The organism is Citrobacter sp. Marseille-Q5395 (genome assembly GCF_947057495.1).
In the GTDB taxonomy this organism is placed as follows: Bacteria; Pseudomonadota; Gammaproteobacteria; order Enterobacterales; family Enterobacteriaceae; genus Citrobacter; species Citrobacter murliniae.
Window position 1 is genome coordinate 1 of the sequence record NZ_CAMSEL010000033.1, and the last position, 21,918, is coordinate 21,918.

The window sequence follows — 21,918 nt, forward strand, 5'->3', positions numbered from 1 at the left end:
TGTGAAGTGATTCACATCCGCCGTGTCGATGGAGGCGCATTATAGGGAGTTCTCCGGCGCCCGCAACCCTTAAATGTCAGAAAAATGACTGACTGCTGCATTCCACAGCAAAACCCTGCCTTATACCTGTTTACACACAGAGTTATCCACAAACAGCACGATCATTTCGGCGATCCTCTCCCTGTAAGTGCGATCTTTAGTTGGCAAAATAAGGGTAAATATTGAATAAGAAAAATTCGCGAGCGTTGCGCAAACGTTTTCGTTACAATGCTGCGGCAAAACAAGGATGCCCCGTAAGGGGCGTTAGCTGAGTTTTTACGCAAAAACTCAGCTAACGCTCTCTGTTATAGTCAAATCCAGGGGATTTACCATGCAACAACGTCGTCCAGTCCGCCGCGCTCTGCTCAGTGTTTCTGACAAAGCAGGTATTATCGAATTCGCTCAGGCACTTTCCGCACGCGGTGTGGAACTGCTGTCTACAGGCGGCACCGCTCGCCTGTTAGCAGAGAAAGGTCTGCCAGTGACCGAAGTTTCCGATTACACCGGCTTCCCGGAAATGATGGATGGACGTGTGAAAACCCTGCATCCAAAAGTACACGGCGGCATTCTGGGTCGTCGCGGCCAGGATGACGGGATAATGGAACAACACGGTATTGCACCTATCGATATGGTTGTCGTTAACCTGTATCCGTTCGCCGAGACCGTCGCTCGTGAAGGCTGCTCGCTGGAAGATGCTGTAGAAAACATTGATATCGGCGGCCCGACCATGGTGCGCTCTGCCGCCAAGAACCATAAAGACGTTGCTATCGTGGTAAAGAGCAACGACTACGACGCCATTATTAAAGAGATGGATGCCAACGACGGCTCACTGACTCTCGATACCCGTTTCGATCTCGCCATCAAAGCCTTCGAACACACCGCCGCTTACGACAGCATGATTGCCAACTACTTCGGCAGCATGGTTCCGGCCTATCACGGTGAAAGCAAAGAAGCCGCTGGACGCTTCCCGCGTACTCTGAACCTGAACTTCATTAAGAAGCAGGATATGCGCTACGGCGAGAACAGCCACCAGCAGGCAGCCTTCTATATAGAAGAGAATGTAAAAGAAGCTTCTGTAGCTACCGCACAACAGGTACAAGGTAAAGCGCTTTCCTATAACAACATCGCTGATACTGACGCGGCGCTGGAATGCGTAAAAGAGTTCAATGAGCCAGCCTGTGTTATCGTTAAGCACGCCAACCCGTGCGGCGTGGCAGTAAGTACTTCTATTCTCGACGCCTACGACCGCGCGTACAAAACTGACCCGACCTCCGCGTTCGGCGGCATCATTGCCTTTAACCGCGAACTGGATGCAGAAACGGCACAAGCCATCATCTCCCGTCAGTTTGTTGAAGTGATCATCGCCCCGTCAGCCACTGAAGACGCACTGAAAATCACCGCCGCTAAGCAGAACGTTCGCGTCCTGACCTGTGGTCAATGGGCACAGCGTGTGCCGGGGCTGGATTTCAAACGCGTTAACGGCGGCCTGCTGGTTCAGGATCGCGACCTGGGTATGGTCACCGAAGGTGAACTGCGCGTGGTGAGCAAACGTCAGCCTACCGAACAAGAACTGCGTGATGCGTTGTTCTGCTGGAAAGTCGCGAAATTCGTCAAGTCTAACGCCATTGTCTACGCCAAAGAGAACATGACCATCGGCATAGGTGCAGGTCAGATGAGCCGTGTTTACTCTGCGAAGATCGCCGGGATTAAAGCTGCCGACGAAGGACTGGAAGTAAAAGGCTCCGCGATGGCATCTGACGCCTTCTTCCCGTTCCGTGATGGTATTGATGCCGCTGCCGCCGTTGGTGTGAGCTGTGTGATCCAGCCAGGCGGCTCCATCCGTGATGATGAGGTAATTGCTGCCGCCGATGAACACGGCATTGCAATGATCTTTACCGATATGCGCCATTTCCGCCATTAATCCACGGAGCAGACGATGAAAGTATTAGTTATTGGCAACGGTGGACGTGAGCACGCCCTGGCCTGGAAAGCTGCACAATCTCCATTGGTTAATACCGTTTTTGTTGCACCGGGCAATGCGGGTACCGCGTTAGAGCCCACACTGCAAAACGTAGCGATCAATGTTACCGATATTCCGGCTTTGCTGAGCTTCGCCCAGAACGAGAAAATTGATCTGACTATCGTTGGCCCGGAAGCGCCGCTGGTGATTGGCGTTGTCGATGCTTTCCGTGCTGCTGGTCTGAAGATCTTTGGCCCAACCGAAGGTGCCGCGCAGCTTGAAGGCTCCAAAGCGTTCACTAAAGATTTCCTCGCCCGTCATCACATCCCGACGGCGGAGTACCAGAACTTCACCGAAATCGAGCCTGCACTGGCGTATCTGCGTGAGAAAGGCGCACCGATTGTCATCAAGGCCGACGGTCTGGCTGCCGGTAAAGGCGTTATCGTGGCGATGACGCTGGAGGAAGCTGAAGCCGCTGTGCACGATATGCTGGCAGGCAACGCTTTTGGCGATGCCGGTCACCGCATCGTAATCGAGGAGTTTCTTGACGGTGAAGAAGCGAGCTTTATCGTGATGGTTGACGGTGAGCACGTACTACCGATGGCTACCAGCCAGGACCACAAACGCGTAGGCAATGGCGATACTGGCCCGAACACTGGCGGTATGGGGGCTTACTCTCCGGCCCCGGTAGTGACTGACGAGGTTCACCAGCGCACGATGGAACGGATCATCTGGCCGACTGTGAAAGGGATGGCGGCGGAAGGTAACACCTACACCGGTTTCCTGTACGCCGGTCTGATGATCGACAAACAAGGCAACCCGAAAGTTATCGAGTTCAACTGCCGCTTTGGCGACCCGGAAACTCAGCCGATCATGTTGCGCATGAAATCAGACCTGGTTGACCTGTGCCTCGCCGCCTGCGACGGTAAACTGGATGAGAAAACCTCCGAGTGGGACGAGCGTGCATCTCTGGGCGTGGTTATTGCTGCAGGCGGTTATCCTGGCAACTACAATACCGGTGATGAGATCCACGGCCTGCCGCTGGAAGAAATTGAAGGCGGTAAAGTATTCCATGCGGGCACGAAACTGTCTGATGACGATCGCGTGCTGACCAACGGTGGTCGCGTCCTGTGTGCCACCGCACTGGGGTATACCGTGGCCGAAGCGCAGAAACGCGCTTACGCCTTAATGACCGATATCCACTGGGATGGCAGCTTTAGCCGTAACGACATTGGCTGGCGCGCTATCGAGCGCGAGCAACGCTAACGCGAAATTTTCGCCAACAGCGTTTTACGCGTGATCCCTAACTGACGGGCGGCTTCAGTTTTGTTGCCGCCTGTTTTTTCCAGCGCCGCCAGAATAACCTCTTTTTCGACATCCACCAGCGGTTGAATCTCCAGACTGCTTTCTGCTTTTATCGGCGTCGCGGCAATTGCCATCGGCAGCTCACGCTCAGAGATATATTCCCCCGTCAGCAGAACCACTGCCCGTTCAATGGCGTTTTCCAGCTCGCGAATATTCCCCGGCCAGTCATAGTGGATCAACAGATCCATTGCCTGTGGGGTAAAGCCTTTCACCGCTTTGCGGTTACGCTGCGCAAAATGCTGCAAAAAATGTTCCGCCAGCAACGGAATATCTTCCCTACGCTGACGAAGCGCGGGCATTTCAATGGTGACCACATTCAGCCGGTAGTAGAGATCCTGACGAAAACGCCCGGCATTGACCTCTTGTGCTAAATCGCGGTGCGTCGCAGCTATCAGCCGGACATCGACAGCAAGAGTCTGGTTGCTGCCCACACGTTGAACTTCGCGTTCCTGAATCGCCCGTAGCAGACGCACCTGCATCAGCGGTGAAATATCGCCAATTTCATCGAGAAATAACGTGCCACCGTCGGCTTCCACAAAGCGACCTTCCCGCCGTTTGTCGGCCCCCGTAAACGCCCCTTTTTCATGACCAAACAGTTCAGACTCCAGCAGGGATTCATTGAGTGCCGCGCAGTTCAGCGTCACCAGCGGTTTATTACAACGTGCGCTACTGGCATGCAGCGCACGGGCAACCAGTTCTTTCCCCGTCCCGGAGTCTCCATGAATGAGCACTGTGGCATCCGACGGTGCCACCATCGCAATCTCATTAAGCAGTTGCTGCATCACCGGACTTCTGCCAATCATGCCAAACTGCGAAGCCGGAGCCGAAAGCGATTCAACGGTGGTATCCCGCGTATGCGCCAGCGACTTTTCCAGCGTCTCCTGCAGTCGGTCAAAGTCCAATGGCTTAATTAAATAGTCCAGCGCCCCGGCTTTGAGTGCTTCCACCGCCGTTTCGACGCTGGAAAATGCGGTCATAATCAAAATAGGTATCGCCGGATTCAGGACTTTTATCTCTTTCAGCGTTTCGATGCCATCCATCTCTGCCATACGCACATCGCACAGCACCAGATCAAAAACGTGTTCACGCACCTGCTCCAGCGCCTCCCGGCCACTATAGGCCAGTGATACGTTATAGCCCCAGCCGCGAAGCAGCGCCTGTAAAATCGTGCAGTGACTAATGTCATCATCCACAACCAGAATATCGATTTGTCCGTGAGTCATCCTTGTCTGTCCTGTTGTTTCGCTTTGATCGGCAGCCAGAGAGTAAAGACCGCGCCTTTGCCCTCAACACTTGTCACCTGAATGGTTCCGCCATGCTGTTCAATGATGTTTTGCACCACCGCCAGCCCCAGACCAGTACCGTCGGCTTTCGTCGTGAAATAAGGCGTAAAAATGGCCTCCAGCTGTTCGGGCGCAATACCCTTTCCGCTATCAGTCACCACAATTTTAACCCGATCGGCACTACTTTCACTCACCTCAACCGTAATCGTACCCTGATGGCCAATGGCATGAATGGCGTTCAGGTACAGATTCAGCAGGACCTGCGTAAGCCGATCAGGATCGGCCTGAATAGCCGGTAAAGAGGTGTCTGCTGTAAACTGCAGCTGGATTTCCCGACTCAGGGCATCCTGGCTGACAAGATGCAGGGAGTGGTTGATGACCTCATTAAGATCCACCTTTTGCAGCGTCAGATGAGCAGGCTTCACCAGCTCCAGCAGTTCACTCACCACCCGGTTTAAACGGTCTGCCTCTTTCGCCATCACTTGTGCCAGCTCATGCGACTCACCACCCGCTGGCGTACGTTCGGCAAAATACTTCGCTAATCCTTTGATGGAAGACAGTGGGTTACGAATTTCATGCGCTACCCCTGCCGCCAGATGTCCGAGCGCCATCAATTTTTCTTTGCGCTTCATCGCATCCTGCAATTCTTTATACGAACGCTGATAGCGCTGATACCAGAAAAATGTCAGCACAGTTGCCAGCAGCACGGCCGCCAGCGCAGAAAGGACAATCAGTGTATTACGCCACTCTCTGGCCTGCGTTGCCGCCAGATCGCTGGCATCAAAGGCGATAAAAATGGTTTGCTCAGGCGTATTACTGTGCTCGTCATTACCGTCACAGCGCGCCATGCCGTGTCTTCCTGGACCATACATCGGCTGGAACTGGCGATAAATTTCCAGTACCGGCATTTTTTCGCCGTCATCGGCCGGTATATCGATACGCCGCCAGCGTTCCTGTTCCCCAGAATTTAGCTCTCGCAACACATCTGGCGAATAGAGTGTTTTGCCAACCATCGCGGAATTACTGTGCGTAATGATGGTGCCATGCGTGTCTACGACAGCAAACCATAGCACCCCCGGTTGCACCGCCATTTCCTCCAGCAACGTTTGTTGCTGAGCATGATGCATACGCATTCCCATTCCCACACGCGTACCAGACTCAAGGGCGCGGATCAGCACACTCCCTTTTTCCAGTAACGTTTGCCGGGCGGCGTCGCTTTCCCGACCATAGTCCCGAATGGTCATAATAGAAAACCAGCCGACCAATATCAGGATTGCCGCCGGCAATAGTCTGCTCAGCCACTTTGCCGCCGTATCCTTATATAAACGCATACGTTCTCCCTTTCACCATCGTTACCTTGCTTCGTTTCAGGTATACAGCAGAAATCATGCCATTTTTTCTCCCTGATAACCCAGCTCTTCGGCACAAACAATTGAAAGTAGTGGGTAAAAATGACCCACCGGGACGTTCCGACGAGTCATTTTTACTCACTTCCAGCGGGCAAATATCTGAACGGCACCCGTAGTGTGGGGATCCGCAGGCTGGCACGGAAGATGCAATAGAGAAAATAAGATAACCAACAGGAGAACAAATGATGAAACGGAATAACAAAATGGGTCTGGCGCTGCTCGCGCTCTCTCTTATGGCTTTGGGCTCCACCTCAGCGTTAGCACAACATCACTGGGGCAATGGTAATGGGATGTCGCAACAGGGCGGAATTCCAATGACCACTGAACAGCAGACTGCCGCCCAAAAAATATATGACGATTACTACACGCAGACCAGCGCATTACGCCAACAGCTGGTTTCCAAACGTTACGAATACAATGCGTTGTTAACCGCCAGCTCGCCGGATACTGCAAAAATTAATGCAGTGGCAAAAGAGATGGAGTCTCTGAATCAGTCACTCGACGAGCAGCGTGTTAAGCGGGATGTCGCGATGGCGCAGGCGGGTGTACCTCGCGCAGCCGGAATGGGTTACGGCGGATGTGGTGGTGGCGGTAACCATCGCGGCGGTGGTCATATGGGAATGGGTCACTGGTAAGCGTAGTCTGCCGAATGACGGCTTACGGTCCAGGTTTTCAGAAGGTCTTGGCTTTAGGTTGCCAGTGACAAAAATCCTCATTGGCGACCAGCAATAGCTGAGATCCTTCTGGCGCTTCCAGCCAGGCAACGCTTACATCTACCGATGAATGGCTCTGGCGGCGCTCAATATGGTTTATTGCCCATGAATCTAAGTCGGGCTTAATTGTCTCGCCCTCGCAGGTGGTGACCGTGTTATTCGCATGCCAGCGTCCCTGACGTAATACAACACGCCCCTGACGCAACGCGTCGCTGGTCTGGCGGATTTGATCGGCACGGTAGCGGTAGAGTGCTATTTGATCGCTGGAAAGCTGCTGCTTTTGCCCGTCAACTTCACGCTGCATGAAACTCAGCTCGCCCCGGTCATCGAAGCGTATGCGAATATGCTCCGGCGGCTTGCTGTATACATTAAGTTCTATCAGAGAGAGCGAATCACCCTGCCAGCGGTATTCACTGGTGGTGGTCTCGCCTTTACGCCACGGACTAAATACCGAGAGCAAGTGAACATCGTCACTGGAATCTTTACGCCAGACGCGCACCGCCCCCTGATCGCCAACATAGCCGCTGGCCGTGAACGGAGGAAGCTCAGAATGGCGACTGCAGGCTGACAGCAACAGAACACCTGAAAGCCAAAGCGTATGACGCCAGATGGACAAAAGGGGCGAAACCGCCCCTTCGTTAAAACTGTTCACTGCCACGCGAATTACTTAACCGCGTCTTTCAGTGCTTTACCAGAAACAAATGCCGGTACGTTAGCTGCGGCGATTTTGATTTCTTTACCGGTCTGCGGGTTGCGGCCAGTGCGCTCAGCGCGGTGGTTCACTTTGAAGGTACCGAAACCAACCAGTTGTACAGCATCGCCTTCTTTCAGAGACTCAGTAATAGCAGCCAGAGTGGATTCCAGAGCAGCTTTAGCCTGGGTTTTAGACAGTTCTGCTTTGTCTGCAATTACATCAATCAGTTGAGTCTTGTTCATAAGTTATCCTTACAATGTGTTTATCGCTTGCTAAGCATCGAGTGCGACGGAAATGCCAAAAAAGCACTCTCCTGCATACACGCACCGATAGCCACTTTTTTTCGCCCCCCAAATGTAGACCAGACCGGGGGCGGATGGGAAGCCTTCAGGCACGACAAATCAGGCGTTAAATCACGTTTTGTTGTGTCATTGCTGAAAATTTATACCAATATTGCTCTCGCCAGCCTCGCGCAGGTCTGCACGCAGCCCTTTTATCAGTTCAATATCGCGTTCTTCACAGTCGGCCAAAAGTCGGAATATTTCCCACTGAATATCCCATTCTTGTTCAACGGCAGGATTTTCTTTCAGCTCTTCATCGGTCATTTCGCGACCAGCCTGAGTCATTTCCAGCATCGCGACCGTCGTGATCGAGGCTTTACTGACTTCAATCGCGTGTTCGAGAGTTTCACCACTCAAACGTGAGTGCATCAATTCACTTAATGCCACGCAAGCATCAATTGCCGGATAAACGCCGTACAGATCGTAATCATCTGCCGACGGGATAGCCTCTTCAAACTTCTCCAGTTGGCTGTCAAAGTTGATTTTTGCATCTTTGACCGTCAGCGCTTCCCAAATCAAATCCAGAATTCGGCGGTAAATTTGCCCATCGCCAAACTCAGTTTGCTTACAGAACATGGCGTAGTTTGGGTACATGCGCTCGCACAGGCATGCCATAAAAGTGACGTGCTGCCAGCTTTCCAGCTTCTCCAGGCGCAAATGAATCGGATTTTGTAACATGTTGAGTTCTCAAATACGGAAATTAGCGGCAGTTTACCCGATATGGGGTGTTTTTGCTGCAAGCCGCGAAAATGCCGGGCGTTCCGATGCTACCGCATCCGCCCAGCGAGTCGGTTCCGGCAGACGATAGCCGTTCATACAGCGCTGCACCCACGCCAATGCGCTGTCCATGCTCACGCGATGACCAGTAGAGATAAACAGTGGATTACAGCGTGCTTTGCTACGCCAGACCCATGCCAGCTGCTCACCGTTATCCAGTAGCGGAGATAAGGCACCAGGTTCAGCGGCAAGCGGTTCAAATTTACCGCACAGTCGCTTTTTCGCCACACCAATTGTCGGCACATCCACCAGCAGACCAAAATGGCTGGCGACACCCAGACGGCGAGGATGGGAAATCCCGTGTCCGTCCACAAACAGCAGATCCGGCTTTTGTGATAAAAGCTGCCACGCCGCCATTAGTGCGGGAGTTTCACGAAAAGAGAGAAAACCGGGGATATACGGCATGGTGGTGGCGATACGCGCCACCTTGTATTCAACCAGCTCAAGCGTAGGGTATTTCAGCAAGACCATCGCGGCTCGCGTCACTTCACCGCCCTGCTCAAACCCAACATCCGCCCCACCGATCAGATCCGGCGGATCGTTCTCAAGGCGATCCTCCCGGATCACCGAAGAAGCCAGTTCAAGCTGTTTTGCGCGCAGCGACGCGAGATCCATGCTGATTCCTTAGCGGTGGTACTGTTCGGACAAGCGATGCACCGCCTCCACGAAGACACCCGCATGCTCTGGCGGCACGTCCTGGTGAATACCGTGACCAAGGTTAAAGACGTGCCCTTCACCCTGACCAAACCCCGCGAGAATGGTCGCCACCTCTTCTTCGATACGAGCTGGCGGCGCATACAGCATGGACGGGTCCATATTGCCCTGCAGCGCCACGTTATGACCAACACGACGACGCGCATCAGCAATATCCGTCGTCCAGTCGAGACCTAATGCATCACAACCGGTTTCCGCCATCGCTTCCAGCCACTGTCCACCGCCTTTAGTGAACAGCGTTACCGGCACGCGGCGACCTTCGTTTTCACGCAGCAAGCCATCAACAATTTTGTGCATGTAGTAGAGAGAGAACTGCTGATAATCACGCCCGGTCAACACACCGCCCCAGGTGTCGAAGATCATCACCGACTGCGCACCCGCTTTGATCTGTGCGTTCAGGTACAAGGTGACGCTTTTCGCCAACTTATCAAGCAGCAGATGCAGAGCCTTAGGGTCGGCGTACATCATCTTTTTAATCACGGTGAAGGCTTTGCTGCTGCCGCCCTCTACCATATAGGTTGCCAGCGTCCACGGGCTACCGGAGAAGCCGATCAGCGGCACTTCGCCCTTCAGTTCACGGCGAATAGTACGTACCGCATTCATAACGTATCCCAATTCACCTTCAGGATCCGGAATCGGCAATTTATCAACATCGGCTTTACAGGTAATTGGCGAGGTAAAACGTGGACCTTCACCGGCTTCAAAATGGAGACCAAGCCCCATTGCATCCGGAATAGTCAGAATGTCCGAAAAGAGGATCGCCGCATCGAGTTTATATCTGCGCAACGGCTGTAGCGTCACTTCACATGCCAGCTCGGCATTTTTGCACAGCGACATAAAATCGCCCGCCTGTGCTCGGGTGGCTTTGTACTCCGGCAAATAGCGGCCCGCCTGGCGCATCATCCATACTGGAGTGACATCAACGGGCTGGCGCAGCAGCGCACGCAGGTAACGATCGTTCTTCAGTTCGGTCATTTTTATATTCCTTATAGCGTCAGACCGCCAGTGTATCACTACTCGAAGTTTACTCGTACTCGGCCCGACACATCGCGACGGTATCTTCGATCAGTCGACGCGCAACGGTTCCCGGCGGGGGAAGAAGCGGTAAATCATCGTAGCGATACCAGTTCGCTTCCAACAGCTCTTTCGGGTCGATTACAATCTCGCCACTGTCGTACTCTGCCATAAATGCGGTCATCAACGACTGCGGAAACGGCCACGGTTGGGAGGTGACGTAGCGCAGGTTCTTCACCTTGATACCGCTCTCTTCCATCACTTCACGTGCTACCGCCTGTTCTAATGTTTCCCCCACTTCGACAAAACCTGCCAGCACGGTATGCACGCCATTGCGATGGCGAACATGTTGGGCAAGAAGAAGGCTGTCATCACGGCGGATAGCAACGATAATGCAGGGCGCAATTTGCGGGTAGTAGCGTTCACGGCAGTGGCTGCACAACATCGCCCATTCGGTTTTACTCGGGTACATAGCATGGCCGCAGTAACCGCAGAATTTGTGCGAGCGATAGAACTCCGCCAGTTGCACACCGCGTCCGGCCAGTTGAAACAAGCCTACATCCTGATCGATAACCTGACGCACCGAGCCCATATCATGCCGTCGCTGCTGCTGCACCAGCCAGACCGTATCCCCTTCCCATTCGCCGATCGGCAGTGCGCGCTGTCCTACAAGATCAAAATTTGCCGCTTCACCATATGGCAGCTCTCCGCGAGGTAGCCAAATTTTTTGCTCATGGCTGACAATCCACCAGCCGCTGTCTAATTTTTCAATTATACGATCCATATCTCTTGCGCAACCTTTGCTTCACAGGCATGTTGTTTACATTATTTTTACATTTATGGGCGAGCAGTTCTTAAACATCACTTGCGGAGTCAATCATGCTAAACCAGCTGGAAAGCCTGACGGAGCACGTCGGAGGAAGTAATAAACTGGTTGATCGCTGGCTACATGTACGTAAGCACCTGCTCGTGGCTTACTACAATCTGGTTGGCATTAAGCCTGGCAAAGAATCGTACATGCGGCTCAATGAAAAAGCGCTGGATGATTTTTGTCAAAGCCTGGTCGATTACCTATCCACCGGACACTTCAGTATTTATGAACGTATTCTCCATAAATTGGAAGGGAACGGGCAGCTTTTAAAAGCAACAAAAATTTGGCCATCACTGGAAGCCAATACGCAGCTGATCATGGACTATTATGATTCCAGCCTGGAAACCGCGATTGATCATGATAACTTCCTTGAATTTCAAAAGGCTTTGTCCGATCTTGGCGAGGCACTGGAAGCCCGGTTTGTGCTGGAAGATAAGCTGATTATGCTGGTGTTTGACGCGATGCATGACAATGCCATGATCAAACGTCCTGCTTGAGATCTGCAGCATTAACGAGTAGTTTACATTCATTACCTCTAATCATCAGAGGTTGCTTCTTGTCGGAGTGCCTTACGTGAAAGCGTAGGCTGAGACCGTTAATTCGGGATCCGCGGAACCTGATCAGGCTAATACCTGCGAAGGGAACAAGAGTAATTCAGCTTTATGCTGCTGCCTTCACGGGCGGCGCGCATCCATTACTCAATCCGTCGTCTGACAAGCCATATCCTTACTTTTTTTGGAATGAGCTATGTCTGCCACTACTAAACCATCACGTCGCGAACAGCGCGCCCAGGCCCAACACTTTATCGATACCCTGGAAGGAACCGCCTTTCCTAACTCGAAACGCATCTACATAACCGGTTCGCAGCCGGATATCCGTATTCCGATGCGTGAAATCCAGCTTAGTTCGACGCTGACCGGCGGTTCGAAAGACAATCCGCAGTTTGAAGATAACGAAGCTGTACCGGTGTACGATACCTCCGGCCCGTACGGCGATCCGGATGTGGCGATTAATGTCCAGAAGGGGCTGGCAAAGCTGCGCCAGCCATGGATTGCAGCACGTAACGACAGCGAAGAGCTTAATGACCGCAGCTCGGCGTACACCAAACAACGTCTGGCCGATGATGGCCTTGACGAGTTACGCTTCACAGGCCTGCTGACCCCAAAGCGCGCTAAAGCCGGTAAGCGCGTCACGCAACTACACTACGCCCGTCAAGGGATCGTCACCCCTGAGATGGAGTTTATCGCTATCCGCGAAAACATGGGCCGCGAGCGTATTCGTAGTGAAGTGTTACGCCACCAGCACCCGGGGATGAGCTTTGGCGCACGCCTGCCAGAAAATATCACGCCGGAATTTGTGCGTGATGAAGTCGCCGCCGGACGCGCCATCATACCTGCCAACATCAACCACCCGGAATCGGAACCGATGATTATCGGCCGCAATTTTCTGGTGAAGGTCAACGCCAATATCGGCAACTCAGCGGTCACCTCTTCCATCGAAGAAGAGGTCGAAAAACTGGTGTGGTCTACACGCTGGGGGGCGGATACGGTGATGGACCTTTCTACAGGTCGCTATATTCACGAAACTCGCGAATGGATCCTGCGTAACAGCCCGGTACCAATCGGTACCGTACCGATCTACCAGGCGCTGGAGAAGGTCAACGGGATCGCCGAAGATCTGACCTGGGAAGCGTTCCGCGACACACTGCTGGAGCAGGCAGAACAGGGCGTCGACTACTTCACCATCCACGCAGGCGTGCTGCTGCGCTACGTACCAATGACCGCCAAACGTCTGACCGGGATTGTTTCGCGCGGCGGTTCAATTATGGCGAAGTGGTGCCTATCCCATCACAAAGAGAACTTCCTGTTTGAGCACTTCCGCGAAATTTGCGAAATCTGCGCCGCCTATGATGTTTCGCTCTCATTAGGCGACGGCCTGCGTCCTGGCTCGATTCAGGATGCCAACGATGAAGCGCAGTTCTCCGAGCTACATACGCTGGGAGAACTGACCAAAATTGCCTGGGAATATGACGTACAGGTGATGATTGAAGGCCCGGGCCATGTACCGATGCAGATGATCCAACGCAATATGACCGAAGAGCTTGAACACTGCCATGAAGCGCCGTTCTACACCTTAGGACCGTTGACCACCGATATCGCGCCAGGTTATGACCACTTCACCTCCGGCATTGGCGCCGCGATGATTGGCTGGTTCGGCTGTGCGATGCTCTGTTACGTCACGCCGAAGGAGCATCTCGGCCTGCCGAACAAAGAGGATGTAAAACAGGGGCTAATCACCTACAAGATTGCCGCGCACGCCGCTGATTTAGCCAAAGGCCATCCTGGTGCGCAAATCCGCGATAACGCCATGTCGAAAGCACGCTTTGAATTCCGCTGGGAAGACCAGTTTAATCTGGCGCTCGACCCATTCACCGCCCGCGCCTATCACGATGAAACCCTGCCGCAGGAGTCAGGCAAAGTCGCCCACTTCTGCTCGATGTGCGGACCGAAATTCTGCTCAATGAAAATCAGCCAGGAAGTTCGCGACTACGCCGCCGCACAAACCATTGAAGTCGGCATGGCCGATATGTCAGAAAACTTCCGCGCCAAAGGTGGCGAAATCTACCTGAAAAAGGAGGAAGCGTGATGTATCAGCCTGATTTTCCTACGGTGCCTTTTCGTCTCGGCCTTTACCCGGTCGTCGACAGCGTGTTGTGGATTGAGCGTCTACTGGAAGCAGGCGTGCGCACGATCCAACTGCGCATTAAAGACAAGCGAGATGGAGAAGTTGAAGCCGACGTGGTTGCCGCCATTGCGCTGGGGCGGCGCTACAACGCCCGGCTGTTTATCAACGACTACTGGCGACTGGCAGTAAAACACCAGGCTTACGGCGTGCATCTGGGACAGGAAGACCTCGAAACCACCGACCTGAAGGCTATTCAGGCTGCAGGTTTGCGCCTTGGTGTGTCGACCCACGATGATATGGAGATCGACGTGGCGCTCGCCGCTCGCCCGTCTTACATCGCACTAGGACATGTCTTTCCGACGCAAACCAAACAGATGCCATCTGCCCCACAGGGGCTGGCACAACTGACGAACCATATTAAGCGGCTGGCTGATTACCCCACCGTCGCTATCGGCGGAATAAGCCTTGAACGAGCGCCAGCAGTGCTGGCTACCGGTGTCGGTAGTATTGCCGTGGTTAGTGCAATCACTCAGGCCGCAAACTGGCGTGCTGCCACGGCCCAACTGCTCGAAATCGCGGGAGTCGGCAATGAATGATCGTGATTTTATGCGCTACAGCCGCCAAATATTACTGGGCGATATTGCCATTGAGGGCCAGCAAAAGCTCAACGCAAGCCACGTGCTGATTATCGGTTTAGGCGGATTAGGTTCACCCGCAGCGCTGTATCTGGCAGGTGCGGGCGTAGGAACACTGGTACTGGTTGACGATGACGATGTGCATCTGAGCAACCTGCAACGCCAGATCCTGTTCACTACCGATGATATCGCCCGGTCAAAATCGCAGGCTGCGCAGCAACGACTGACGCGGCTCAACCCGGATATCGAACTGGTAGCATTACAGCAGCGTCTGACGGGCGATGCCCTCAGACATGCCGTTGCACATGCCGACGTGGTGCTCGACTGTACCGATAACATGGCGACCCGCCAGGAGATCAACGCCGCCTGCGTGGCGCTGAATACGCCCCTCATCACCGCCAGCGCGGTCGGTTTTGGCGGTCAGTTAATGGTACTCACGCCCCCCTGGGAACAGGGCTGTTACCGCTGCCTGTGGCCAGATGATGTGGAACCGGAACGCAATTGTCGCACTGCGGGCATTGTCGGTCCGGTCGTCGGAATAATGGGAACGTTGCAGGCACTGGAAGCCATCAAATTGCTGAGCGGCATTGAAACACCCACAGGTGAATTACGCCTGTTTGACGGTAAAACCAGCCAGTGGCGCAGCCTGGCGCTGCGTCGTGCCAGCGGTTGTCAGGTATGTGGGGGGCAACATGCAGATCCTGTTCAATGATGAACCTATACAGTGTATCGAGGGACAAAACGTCAGCAACCTACTGGTTCAGCTTAATCAGCTTAAACCCGGTACAGCGCTGGCGCTGAATCAACAGATCCTGCCGCGCGAGCGGTGGGAGCAGCAAATCGTGCAGGAAGGCGACCAGATCCTGCTTTTTCAGGTTATAGCAGGGGGTTGATATGTTACGAATTGCCGACAAAACGTTTGATTCACATCTGTTCACCGGGACCGGAAAATTTGCGTCATCGCAACTGATGGTGGACGCCATTCGTGCTTCTGGTAGCCAGTTAGTGACGCTGGCAATGAAGCGCGTGGATTTACGTCAGCACAACGACGCGATCCTGGCGCCATTGGTCGAGGCTGGCGTGACACTGCTACCCAACACGTCGGGAGCAAAAACGGCGGAAGAAGCTATCTTTGCTGCACAACTGGCGCGTGAAGCGCTGGGGACAAACTGGCTGAAGTTAGAAATTCACCCGGACGCCCGCTGGCTGCTACCGGACCCGATAGAAACGCTGAAAGCCGCCGAAGCACTGGTGAGGCAGGGATTCATAGTGCTCCCCTACTGTGGCGCTGACCCGGTGTTGTGCAAGCGGCTGGAAGAAGCAGGTTGTGCGGCAGTAATGCCGCTCGGTGCGCCTATAGGCTCCAACCAGGGGCTGGAAACGCGATCCATGCTGGATATCATCATTCAGCAAGCGACCGTCCCGGTGGTCGTTGACGCAGGTATCGGCGTACCCAGCCACGCCACACAGGCACTGGAAATGGGTGCCGACGCGGTACTGGTCAATACAGCGATAGCTGTGGCGGACGATCCAGTGATGATGGCAACCGCCTTCCGCCTGGCAGTTGAAGCGGGTGTTTTGGCTCGTCAGGCGGTACCGGGAAGCCGCAGTTCACACGCGCAGGCCACCAGCCCGTTAACTGGATTCCTGGAGGTAATGGCATGAATACGTTCAGCGATCGCTGGCGACAACTGGACTGGGACGACCTCCGCCTGCGTATCAACGGTAAGACTGCGGCTGACGTACAACGGGCTCTCAACGCTTCGCAGCTTAGTCGCGATGACCTGATGGCTCTGCTCTCTCCTGCTGCTGCTGACTATCTGGAGCCACTGGCGCAGCGGGCGCAGAAACTTACCCGCCAACGCTTTGGTAACACAGTGAGTTTTTACGTTCCGCTGTACCTCTCCAATCTGTGTGCCAACGACTGTACCTACTGCGGCTTTTCAATGAGTAACCGCATCAAGCGTAAAACGCTGGATGACGTGGAGATTGCTCGCGAGTGCGAGGCCATTCGCAAGCTGGGATTTGAGCATTTGTTGCTGGTGACTGGGGAGCATCAGAGTAAGGTCGGCATGGATTACTTCCGTCGCCATTTACCCGCTATTCGTCGCCAGTTTTCCTCTTTACAAATGGAGGTACAACCGCTGTCAGAAGCGGAATATGCAGAACTAAAGGCGTTAGGACTGGATGGCGTAATGGTTTATCAGGAGAGCTATCACGAGGCGATTTACGCCCATCATCATCTGAAGGGGAAAAAGCAGGACTTCTTCTGGCGGCTGGAAACGCCGGACAGACTGGGTCGTGCCGGAATCGACAAAATTGGTCTTGGGGCGTTGATTGGCCTATCCGACAGCTGGCGGGTTGATTGCTACATGGTGGCCGAACATCTGCTGTGGATGCAACAACATTACTGGCAGAGCCGTTATTCTATCTCCTTCCCTCGCCTGCGTCCGTGCACCGGAGGTATAGAGCCGGCATCAATTATGGACGAGCGTCAACTGGTACAAACCATTTGCGCATTTCGCTTGCTGGCTCCGGAAATTGAACTGTCGCTCTCCACCCGCGAGTCGCCGTGGTTTCGCGATCACGTCATTCCGCTGGCAATTAACAACGTCAGCGCCTTTTCAAAAACGCAGCCCGGTGGTTATGCCGACAATCATCCTGAACTGGAACAGTTCTCTCCTCACGACGACCGTCGCCCGGAAGCCGTTGCCAACGCACTGATGGCAAAGGGGTTACAGCCCGTGTGGAAAGACTGGGATAGCTATCTTGGACGCGCTTCGCAAACGCGATGAACCATCATGTAAGAGCATAAGTATTTTACGAGCCATTACGTAATGTGAAAAACGGGAGCTTGTCGTCAGGCTGCCGTTTTTTTATTTTGTCTCCGTCAGTCACGGAAGCTGACCAGGGCAGAAGTTATCTTCCTCATTTTGCCCTGCCTTCACCTCGACAGATCTTACCTGGTTCTGTGAAAAATATCGTTCCAGCCGCACCACCGGTAAATTAATACCCATCCTATATGGCTGGGTGGCGTCGCAAGCAAATTATCCGGCCAACAACAGCATTTCTTCAGGCAAAAAAAAACCCGCCGAAGCGGGTTTTTTATTACGGTCAACAACGATTAATCGTTATCAGAACCACCCAGACCTGCGTTCAGCAGTTCTGCCAGGCTGGCAGATGCATCTTCCGCAGTAACCTGAGGTGCTGCTGGCAGTTCGCCCGCAGCACGACGGCGCATACGATCCTGATGGTACGCATAACCGGTACCAGCTGGGATCAGACGACCCACGATGACGTTCTCTTTCAGACCGCGCAGTTCGTCGCGTTTGCCCGCAACGGCTGCTTCGGTCAGCACGCGAGTAGTCTCCTGGAACGACGCCGCAGAGATGAAGGACTCGGTTGCCAGAGATGCCTTGGTGATACCCAGCAGATCGCGGGAGAAAGTCGCCGCAACTTTGCCGTTCGCTTCCAGTTCGCGGTTAGCAATCTTGACGCGGGAGTATTCAACCTGCTCGCCTTCGAGGAAGTCGGAGCTACCAGCACTTTCGATGGTCGCTTTACGCAGCATCTGACGAACGATAACTTCGATGTGTTTATCGTTAATCTTAACGCCTTGCAGACGATATACGTCCTGTACTTCGTTGGTGATGTAACGCGTTACCGCGTGTACGCCACGAAGACGCAGGATGTCGTGTGGCGCTTCCGGACCGTCGGAAACCACATCACCACGTTCTACACGTTCACCTTCGAACACGTTGAGCTGACGCCATTTCGGAATCATCTCTTCGTACGGTTCGCTGCCGTCTAACGGAGTAATAACCAGGCGACGCTTCCCTTTGGTTTCTTTACCGAAGGAAATAATACCGCTGATTTCCGCCAGGATTGCCGGCTCTTTCGGACGACGAGCTTCGAACAGGTCCGCAACGCGCGGCAGACCACCGGTAATATCCTTGGTACCGCCTGATTCCTGAGGAACACGCGCCAGGGTGTCACCTGAGCTGATCTGCACGCCATCTTCCAACTGAACAATCGCTTTACCCGGCAGGAAGTACTGAGCAGGCATATCGGTACCTGGGATCAGAACGTCGTTGCCCTGGGCATCAACAATTTTCAGTGCCGGACGCAGGTCTTTACCACCCGCAGTACGCTCTGCAGAATCCAGAACCACCAGAGAAGACAGACCGGTCAGCTCGTCGGTCTGACGAGTAATGGTCTGGCCGTCGATCATGTCAGTGAAGCGGACAAAACCACTCACTTCGGTGATAACCGGCATGGTGTGCGGATCCCAGTTTGCAACGGTTTCGCCGCCAGCAACCTGTTCGCCATCACCTTTCGCCATAACGGAGCCGTAAGGCACTTTATAGCTTTCTTTGGTACGACCGAATTCGTCGATCAGTTTCAGTTCGGTGTTACGTGAGGTGATAACCAGTTTACCGCTGGAGTTCACAACCGACTTCGCATTGCTCAGACGGATGCTACCTTTGTTTTTCACCTGGATGCTGGATTCAGCAGCCGCACGAGATGCCGCACCACCGATGTGGAACGTACGCATCGTCAGCTGTGTACCCGGCTCACCGATGGACTGTGCCGCGATAACGCCGATTGCTTCACCTTTGTTGATGATGTGGCCACGCGCCAGGTCACGACCATAGCAGTGCGCACATACACCAAAGTCGGTGTCACAGGATACGACGGAACGTACTTTGACGGAGTCAACGGAGTTCTCTTCCAGCAGATCACACCACTGCTCGTGCAGCAGGGTGTTGCGTGGAACCAGAATATCCGCCGTACCCGGCTTCAGAACGTCTTCAGCAGTCACACGACCCAGAACGCGATCACGCAGCGGCTCTTTAACATCACCACCCTCGATAACCGGGGTCATGGTGATACCTTCCAGAGTGCCACAATCGTCTTCAGTGACAACCAGATCCTGCGCGACGTCAACCAGACGACGAGTCAGATAACCGGAGTTAGCTGTTTTCAGTGCGGTATCCGCCAGACCTTTACGAGCACCGTGAGTAGAGATGAAGTACTGGAGTACGTTCAGACCTTCACGGAAGTTCGCGGTGATCGGCGTTTCGATGATGGAGCCATCCGGCTTCGCCATCAGACCACGCATACCTGCCAGCTGACGAATCTGTGCTGCAGAACCACGCGCACCGGAGTCGGCCATCATGTAAATGCTGTTGAAGGAAACCTGCTGCTCTTCGACGCCGTCACGGTTAATAACGGTTTCAGTTTGCAGGTTATCCATCATCGCTTTGGATACACGATCGTTCGCCGCAGCCCAGATATCGATAACTTTGTTGTAACGTTCGCCTGCGGTTACCAGACCAGACTGGAACTGCTCCTGGATCTCAGCAACTTCAGCTTCCGCTTCAGAGATGATCTCGTGTTTCTTCTCTGGGATGACCATGTCATCAATACCAACAGATGCACCTGAACGCGCTGCATAAGCAAAGCCGGTGTACATTGTCTGGTCAGCGAAGATAACGGTCGGCTTCAGGCCCAGAATGCGGTAACAGGTGTTCAGCATTTTGGAGATTGCTTTCTTGCCCAGCGCCTGGTTGACGATGGAGAAAGGCAGACCTTTCGGTACGATCATCCACAAAATAGCACGGCCAACGGTCGTGTCTTTCAGGCTGGTTTTCGCAACGAATTCGCCGTTTTCATCTTTTTCATATTCGGTGATACGCACTTTAACGCGCGCATGCAGAGAGGCCAGACCTGCGCGGTAAATACGCTCAGCTTCTTTCGGGCCAGTCAACACCATGCCTTCGCCTTTGGCGTTAACACAGTCACGGGTCATGTAGTACAGACCCAATACAACGTCCTGAGACGGAACGATGATAGGTTCGCCGTTCGCCGGAGACAGAATGTTGTTGGTAGACATCATCAGCGCACGCGCTTCGAGCTGGGCTTCCAGCGTCAGCGGTACGTGAACAGCCATCTGGTCACCATCGAAGTCGGCGTTATACGCCGCACAAACCAGCGGGTGCAGCTGGATAGCTTTACCTTCGATCAGTACCGGTTCAAATGCCTGGATACCCAGACGGTGCAGTGTTGGTGCACGGTTCAGCAGTACCGGGTGTTCGCGGATAACTTCGTCCAGGATATCCCAAACGACAGCTTCTTCACGCTCAACCATTTTCTTAGCGGCTTTGATGGTGGTGGCGAGGCCACGCAGTTCCAGCTTGCCGTAAATGAACGGTTTGAACAGTTCCAGTGCCATTTTCTTCGGCAGACCGCACTGATGCAGACGCAGGTATGGACCTACGGTGATTACAGAACGACCGGAGTAGTCAACACGCTTACCGAGCAGGTTCTGACGGAAACGACCCTGTTTACCTTTGATCATATCGGCCAAAGATTTCAGAGGACGTTTGTTAGAACCGGTGATCGCACGACCGCGACGACCGTTATCCAGCAGGGCGTCGACCGCTTCCTGCAGCATACGTTTTTCGTTGCGTACGATGATGTCCGGCGCAGCCAGATCCAGCAGACGTTTCAGACGGTTGTTACGGTTGATAACGCGACGATACAGATCGTTCAGATCCGACGTTGCGAAACGACCACCATCCAGCGGAACCAGCGGACGCAGATCTGGCGGCAGAACCGGCAGAACGGTCAGAATCATCCACTCTGGCTTGTTACCAGACTGTACGAACGCTTCCAGCAGTTTGATACGCTTGGTCAGCTTTTTACGCTTGGTTTCGGAGTTGGTTTCGTTCAGCTCTTCACGCAGAGTTTCACACTCTTGCTCCAGATCCATGCTTTTCAGCAGAGCCTGGATAGCTTCCGCACCCATCTTCGCGTCGAATTCGTCACCGAACTCTTCCAGCGCATCCAGATACTGCTCTTCAGTCAGGATCTGTTGGCGTTCCAGGTTAGTCATACCGCCTTCGATTACCACATAAGATTCGAAGTACAGTACGCGCTCGATATCGCGCAGCGGCATATCAAGCAGCAGGCCGATACGGGACGGCAGAGATTTCAGGAACCAGATGTGAGCGGTCGGAGATGCCAGCTCGATGTGGCCCATACGCTCACGGCGTACTTTAGTCTGGGTCACTTCAACGCCGCACTTCTCACAGATCACACCACGGTGTTTCAGGCGCTTGTACTTACCGCACAGGCACTCGTAATCTTTTACTGGCCCAAAGATACGGGCGCAGAAAAGGCCGTCACGCTCAGGTTTGAACGTACGGTAGTTGATGGTTTCCGGCTTCTTAACTTCACCAAAGGACCATGAACGGATCATGTCTGGCGATGCCAGAGCAATTTTGATCGCATCAAACTCTTCGGTTTTAGTTTGCGCTTTCAGAAACTTTAATAAGTCTTTCACGGATTTGCTCCCGTCGGAGTTAGCACAATCTGGTGCTGGCTGTTACGCCAGCACCAGTGACCTGTATGAG

19 protein-coding genes and 1 riboswitch are annotated in these 21,918 nt (G+C 53.7%); of the genes, 10 read left to right on the forward strand and 9 right to left on the reverse strand.

Annotation, left to right across the window (positions count from 1 at the left end):
* Positions 1–370 precede the first annotated feature (370 nt).
* Together purH and purD are read left to right on the forward strand one after the other, a co-directional pair.
* Positions 371–1,960 (forward strand): bifunctional phosphoribosylaminoimidazolecarboxamide formyltransferase/IMP cyclohydrolase, encoded by a 1,590-nt coding sequence (purH, locus tag OH663_RS24430; protein WP_200013326.1) that lies wholly within the window; start codon positions 371–373, stop codon positions 1,958–1,960.
* Between the two features lie 15 nt (positions 1,961–1,975).
* The gene (gene purD / locus OH663_RS24435; protein WP_200013325.1) at positions 1,976–3,265 is read left to right on the forward strand and encodes a phosphoribosylamine--glycine ligase; all 1,290 of its coding nucleotides are present in this window, start codon (positions 1,976–1,978) and stop codon (positions 3,263–3,265) included.
* Here the strand turns inward: purD and zraR are convergent.
* Both zraR and zraS read right to left on the reverse strand, forming a co-directional pair.
* Positions 3,262–4,587: a sigma-54-dependent response regulator transcription factor ZraR gene (zraR, locus tag OH663_RS24440; RefSeq protein WP_045438396.1), complete on the reverse strand. Its 1,326-nt coding sequence runs from the start codon at positions 4,585–4,587 to the stop codon at positions 3,262–3,264. The two genes, purD and zraR, sit on opposite strands and share 4 nt — an antisense overlap.
* On the reverse strand, positions 4,584–5,978 hold the full coding sequence (gene zraS, locus OH663_RS24445) for a two-component system sensor histidine kinase ZraS (protein ID WP_200013324.1): 1,395 nt from the start codon (positions 5,976–5,978) through the stop codon (positions 4,584–4,586). The genes zraR and zraS overlap by 4 nt, the downstream gene beginning before the upstream one ends.
* Positions 5,979–6,241: 263 nt before the next feature.
* Between zraS and zraP the strand changes: the two genes are divergently transcribed.
* Complete coding sequence (gene zraP / locus OH663_RS24450) at positions 6,242–6,691, forward strand: zinc resistance sensor/chaperone ZraP (RefSeq protein WP_045449394.1); 450 nt, start codon at positions 6,242–6,244, stop codon at positions 6,689–6,691.
* Positions 6,692–6,728: 37 nt separating this feature from the next.
* On the opposite strand, the gene OH663_RS24455 is transcribed toward zraP, so the two are convergent.
* From OH663_RS24455 to nudC, 6 genes are all read right to left on the reverse strand, one after another.
* The gene (locus OH663_RS24455; RefSeq protein ID WP_045449391.1) at positions 6,729–7,421 is read right to left on the reverse strand and encodes a DUF1481 domain-containing protein; all 693 of its coding nucleotides are present in this window, start codon (positions 7,419–7,421) and stop codon (positions 6,729–6,731) included.
* An 11-nt stretch (positions 7,422–7,432) separates the two neighbouring features.
* Complete coding sequence (hupA, locus tag OH663_RS24460; protein ID WP_001044509.1) at positions 7,433–7,705, reverse strand: nucleoid-associated protein HU-alpha; 273 nt, start codon at positions 7,703–7,705, stop codon at positions 7,433–7,435.
* A 186-nt stretch (positions 7,706–7,891) separates the two neighbouring features.
* On the reverse strand, positions 7,892–8,482 hold the full coding sequence (locus OH663_RS24465) for a YjaG family protein (RefSeq protein WP_003842015.1): 591 nt from the start codon (positions 8,480–8,482) through the stop codon (positions 7,892–7,894).
* A gap of 33 nt (positions 8,483–8,515) precedes the next feature.
* The gene (gene nfi / locus OH663_RS24470) at positions 8,516–9,196 is read right to left on the reverse strand and encodes a deoxyribonuclease V (protein ID WP_200013323.1); all 681 of its coding nucleotides are present in this window, start codon (positions 9,194–9,196) and stop codon (positions 8,516–8,518) included.
* 9 nt (positions 9,197–9,205) lie between these two features.
* Complete coding sequence (gene hemE, locus OH663_RS24475) at positions 9,206–10,270, reverse strand: uroporphyrinogen decarboxylase (RefSeq protein ID WP_045438381.1); 1,065 nt, start codon at positions 10,268–10,270, stop codon at positions 9,206–9,208.
* A gap of 49 nt (positions 10,271–10,319) precedes the next feature.
* Positions 10,320–11,093 carry an NAD(+) diphosphatase gene (gene nudC, locus OH663_RS24480; protein ID WP_045438378.1) on the reverse strand — a complete coding sequence of 258 codons (774 nt, stop codon included), beginning with the start codon at positions 11,091–11,093 and terminating at the stop codon, positions 10,320–10,322.
* Positions 11,094–11,188: 95 nt separating this feature from the next.
* On the opposite strand from nudC, the gene OH663_RS24485 reads away from it, so the two are divergent.
* From OH663_RS24485 to thiH, 7 genes are all read left to right on the forward strand, one after another.
* A complete protein-coding gene (locus OH663_RS24485; protein WP_045438375.1) occupies positions 11,189–11,677 on the forward strand; it encodes an Rsd/AlgQ family anti-sigma factor in 489 nt (162 codons plus the stop codon).
* Between the two features lie 53 nt (positions 11,678–11,730).
* Positions 11,731–11,840, forward strand: a riboswitch (TPP riboswitch).
* A gap of 87 nt (positions 11,841–11,927) precedes the next feature.
* Positions 11,928–13,826 (forward strand): phosphomethylpyrimidine synthase ThiC, encoded by a 1,899-nt coding sequence (gene thiC / locus OH663_RS24490; protein ID WP_200013322.1) that lies wholly within the window; start codon positions 11,928–11,930, stop codon positions 13,824–13,826.
* Complete coding sequence (thiE, locus tag OH663_RS24495) at positions 13,826–14,461, forward strand: thiamine phosphate synthase (protein WP_200013327.1); 636 nt, start codon at positions 13,826–13,828, stop codon at positions 14,459–14,461. The genes thiC and thiE overlap by 1 nt, the downstream gene beginning before the upstream one ends.
* On the forward strand, positions 14,454–15,212 hold the full coding sequence (thiF, locus tag OH663_RS24500; RefSeq protein WP_045438360.1) for a thiazole biosynthesis adenylyltransferase ThiF: 759 nt from the start codon (positions 14,454–14,456) through the stop codon (positions 15,210–15,212). The genes thiE and thiF overlap by 8 nt, the downstream gene beginning before the upstream one ends.
* Entirely contained in the window at positions 15,193–15,393 is a 201-nt protein-coding gene (gene thiS / locus OH663_RS24505) for a sulfur carrier protein ThiS (protein ID WP_045438358.1), read from the forward strand. The genes thiF and thiS overlap by 20 nt, the downstream gene beginning before the upstream one ends.
* A 1-nt stretch (position 15,394) precedes the next feature.
* The gene (thiG, locus tag OH663_RS24510; protein WP_200013321.1) at positions 15,395–16,165 is read left to right on the forward strand and encodes a thiazole synthase; all 771 of its coding nucleotides are present in this window, start codon (positions 15,395–15,397) and stop codon (positions 16,163–16,165) included.
* A complete protein-coding gene (thiH, locus tag OH663_RS24515) occupies positions 16,162–17,295 on the forward strand; it encodes a 2-iminoacetate synthase ThiH (protein ID WP_200013320.1) in 1,134 nt (377 codons plus the stop codon). The genes thiG and thiH overlap by 4 nt, the downstream gene beginning before the upstream one ends.
* 329 nt (positions 17,296–17,624) lie before the next feature.
* Here the strand turns inward: thiH and rpoC are convergent, their stop codons facing one another.
* Complete coding sequence (gene rpoC / locus OH663_RS24520) at positions 17,625–21,848, reverse strand: DNA-directed RNA polymerase subunit beta' (protein ID WP_045438350.1); 4,224 nt, start codon at positions 21,846–21,848, stop codon at positions 17,625–17,627.
* Between the last annotated feature and the right edge of the window lie 70 nt (positions 21,849–21,918).

Bases quoted from the DNA above. Each gene is read 5' to 3' on its own strand.
- OH663_RS24485 (WP_045438375.1), top strand. From the start codon at position 11,189: ATGCTAAACCAGCTGGAAAGCCTGACGGAGCACGTCGGAGGAAGTAAT.
- thiG (WP_200013321.1), top strand. From the start codon at position 15,395: ATGTTACGAATTGCCGACAAAACGTTTGATTCACATCTGTTCACCGGG.
- nudC (WP_045438378.1), bottom strand. From the start codon at position 11,093: ATGGATCGTATAATTGAAAAATTAGACAGCGGCTGGTGGATTGTCAGC.
- thiS (WP_045438358.1), top strand. From the start codon at position 15,193: ATGCAGATCCTGTTCAATGATGAACCTATACAGTGTATCGAGGGACAA.
- zraR (WP_045438396.1), bottom strand. From the start codon at position 4,587: ATGACTCACGGACAAATCGATATTCTGGTTGTGGATGATGACATTAGT.
- thiE (WP_200013327.1), top strand. From the start codon at position 13,826: ATGTATCAGCCTGATTTTCCTACGGTGCCTTTTCGTCTCGGCCTTTAC.
- purD (WP_200013325.1), top strand. From the start codon at position 1,976: ATGAAAGTATTAGTTATTGGCAACGGTGGACGTGAGCACGCCCTGGCC.
- hemE (WP_045438381.1), bottom strand. From the start codon at position 10,270: ATGACCGAACTGAAGAACGATCGTTACCTGCGTGCGCTGCTGCGCCAG.
- OH663_RS24465 (WP_003842015.1), bottom strand. From the start codon at position 8,482: ATGTTACAAAATCCGATTCATTTGCGCCTGGAGAAGCTGGAAAGCTGG.
- thiF (WP_045438360.1), top strand. From the start codon at position 14,454: ATGAATGATCGTGATTTTATGCGCTACAGCCGCCAAATATTACTGGGC.
- zraP (WP_045449394.1), top strand. From the start codon at position 6,242: ATGAAACGGAATAACAAAATGGGTCTGGCGCTGCTCGCGCTCTCTCTT.
- zraS (WP_200013324.1), bottom strand. From the start codon at position 5,978: ATGCGTTTATATAAGGATACGGCGGCAAAGTGGCTGAGCAGACTATTG.
- purH (WP_200013326.1), top strand. From the start codon at position 371: ATGCAACAACGTCGTCCAGTCCGCCGCGCTCTGCTCAGTGTTTCTGAC.
- hupA (WP_001044509.1), bottom strand. From the start codon at position 7,705: ATGAACAAGACTCAACTGATTGATGTAATTGCAGACAAAGCAGAACTG.
- thiC (WP_200013322.1), top strand. From the start codon at position 11,928: ATGTCTGCCACTACTAAACCATCACGTCGCGAACAGCGCGCCCAGGCC.
- nfi (WP_200013323.1), bottom strand. From the start codon at position 9,196: ATGGATCTCGCGTCGCTGCGCGCAAAACAGCTTGAACTGGCTTCTTCG.
- thiH (WP_200013320.1), top strand. From the start codon at position 16,162: ATGAATACGTTCAGCGATCGCTGGCGACAACTGGACTGGGACGACCTC.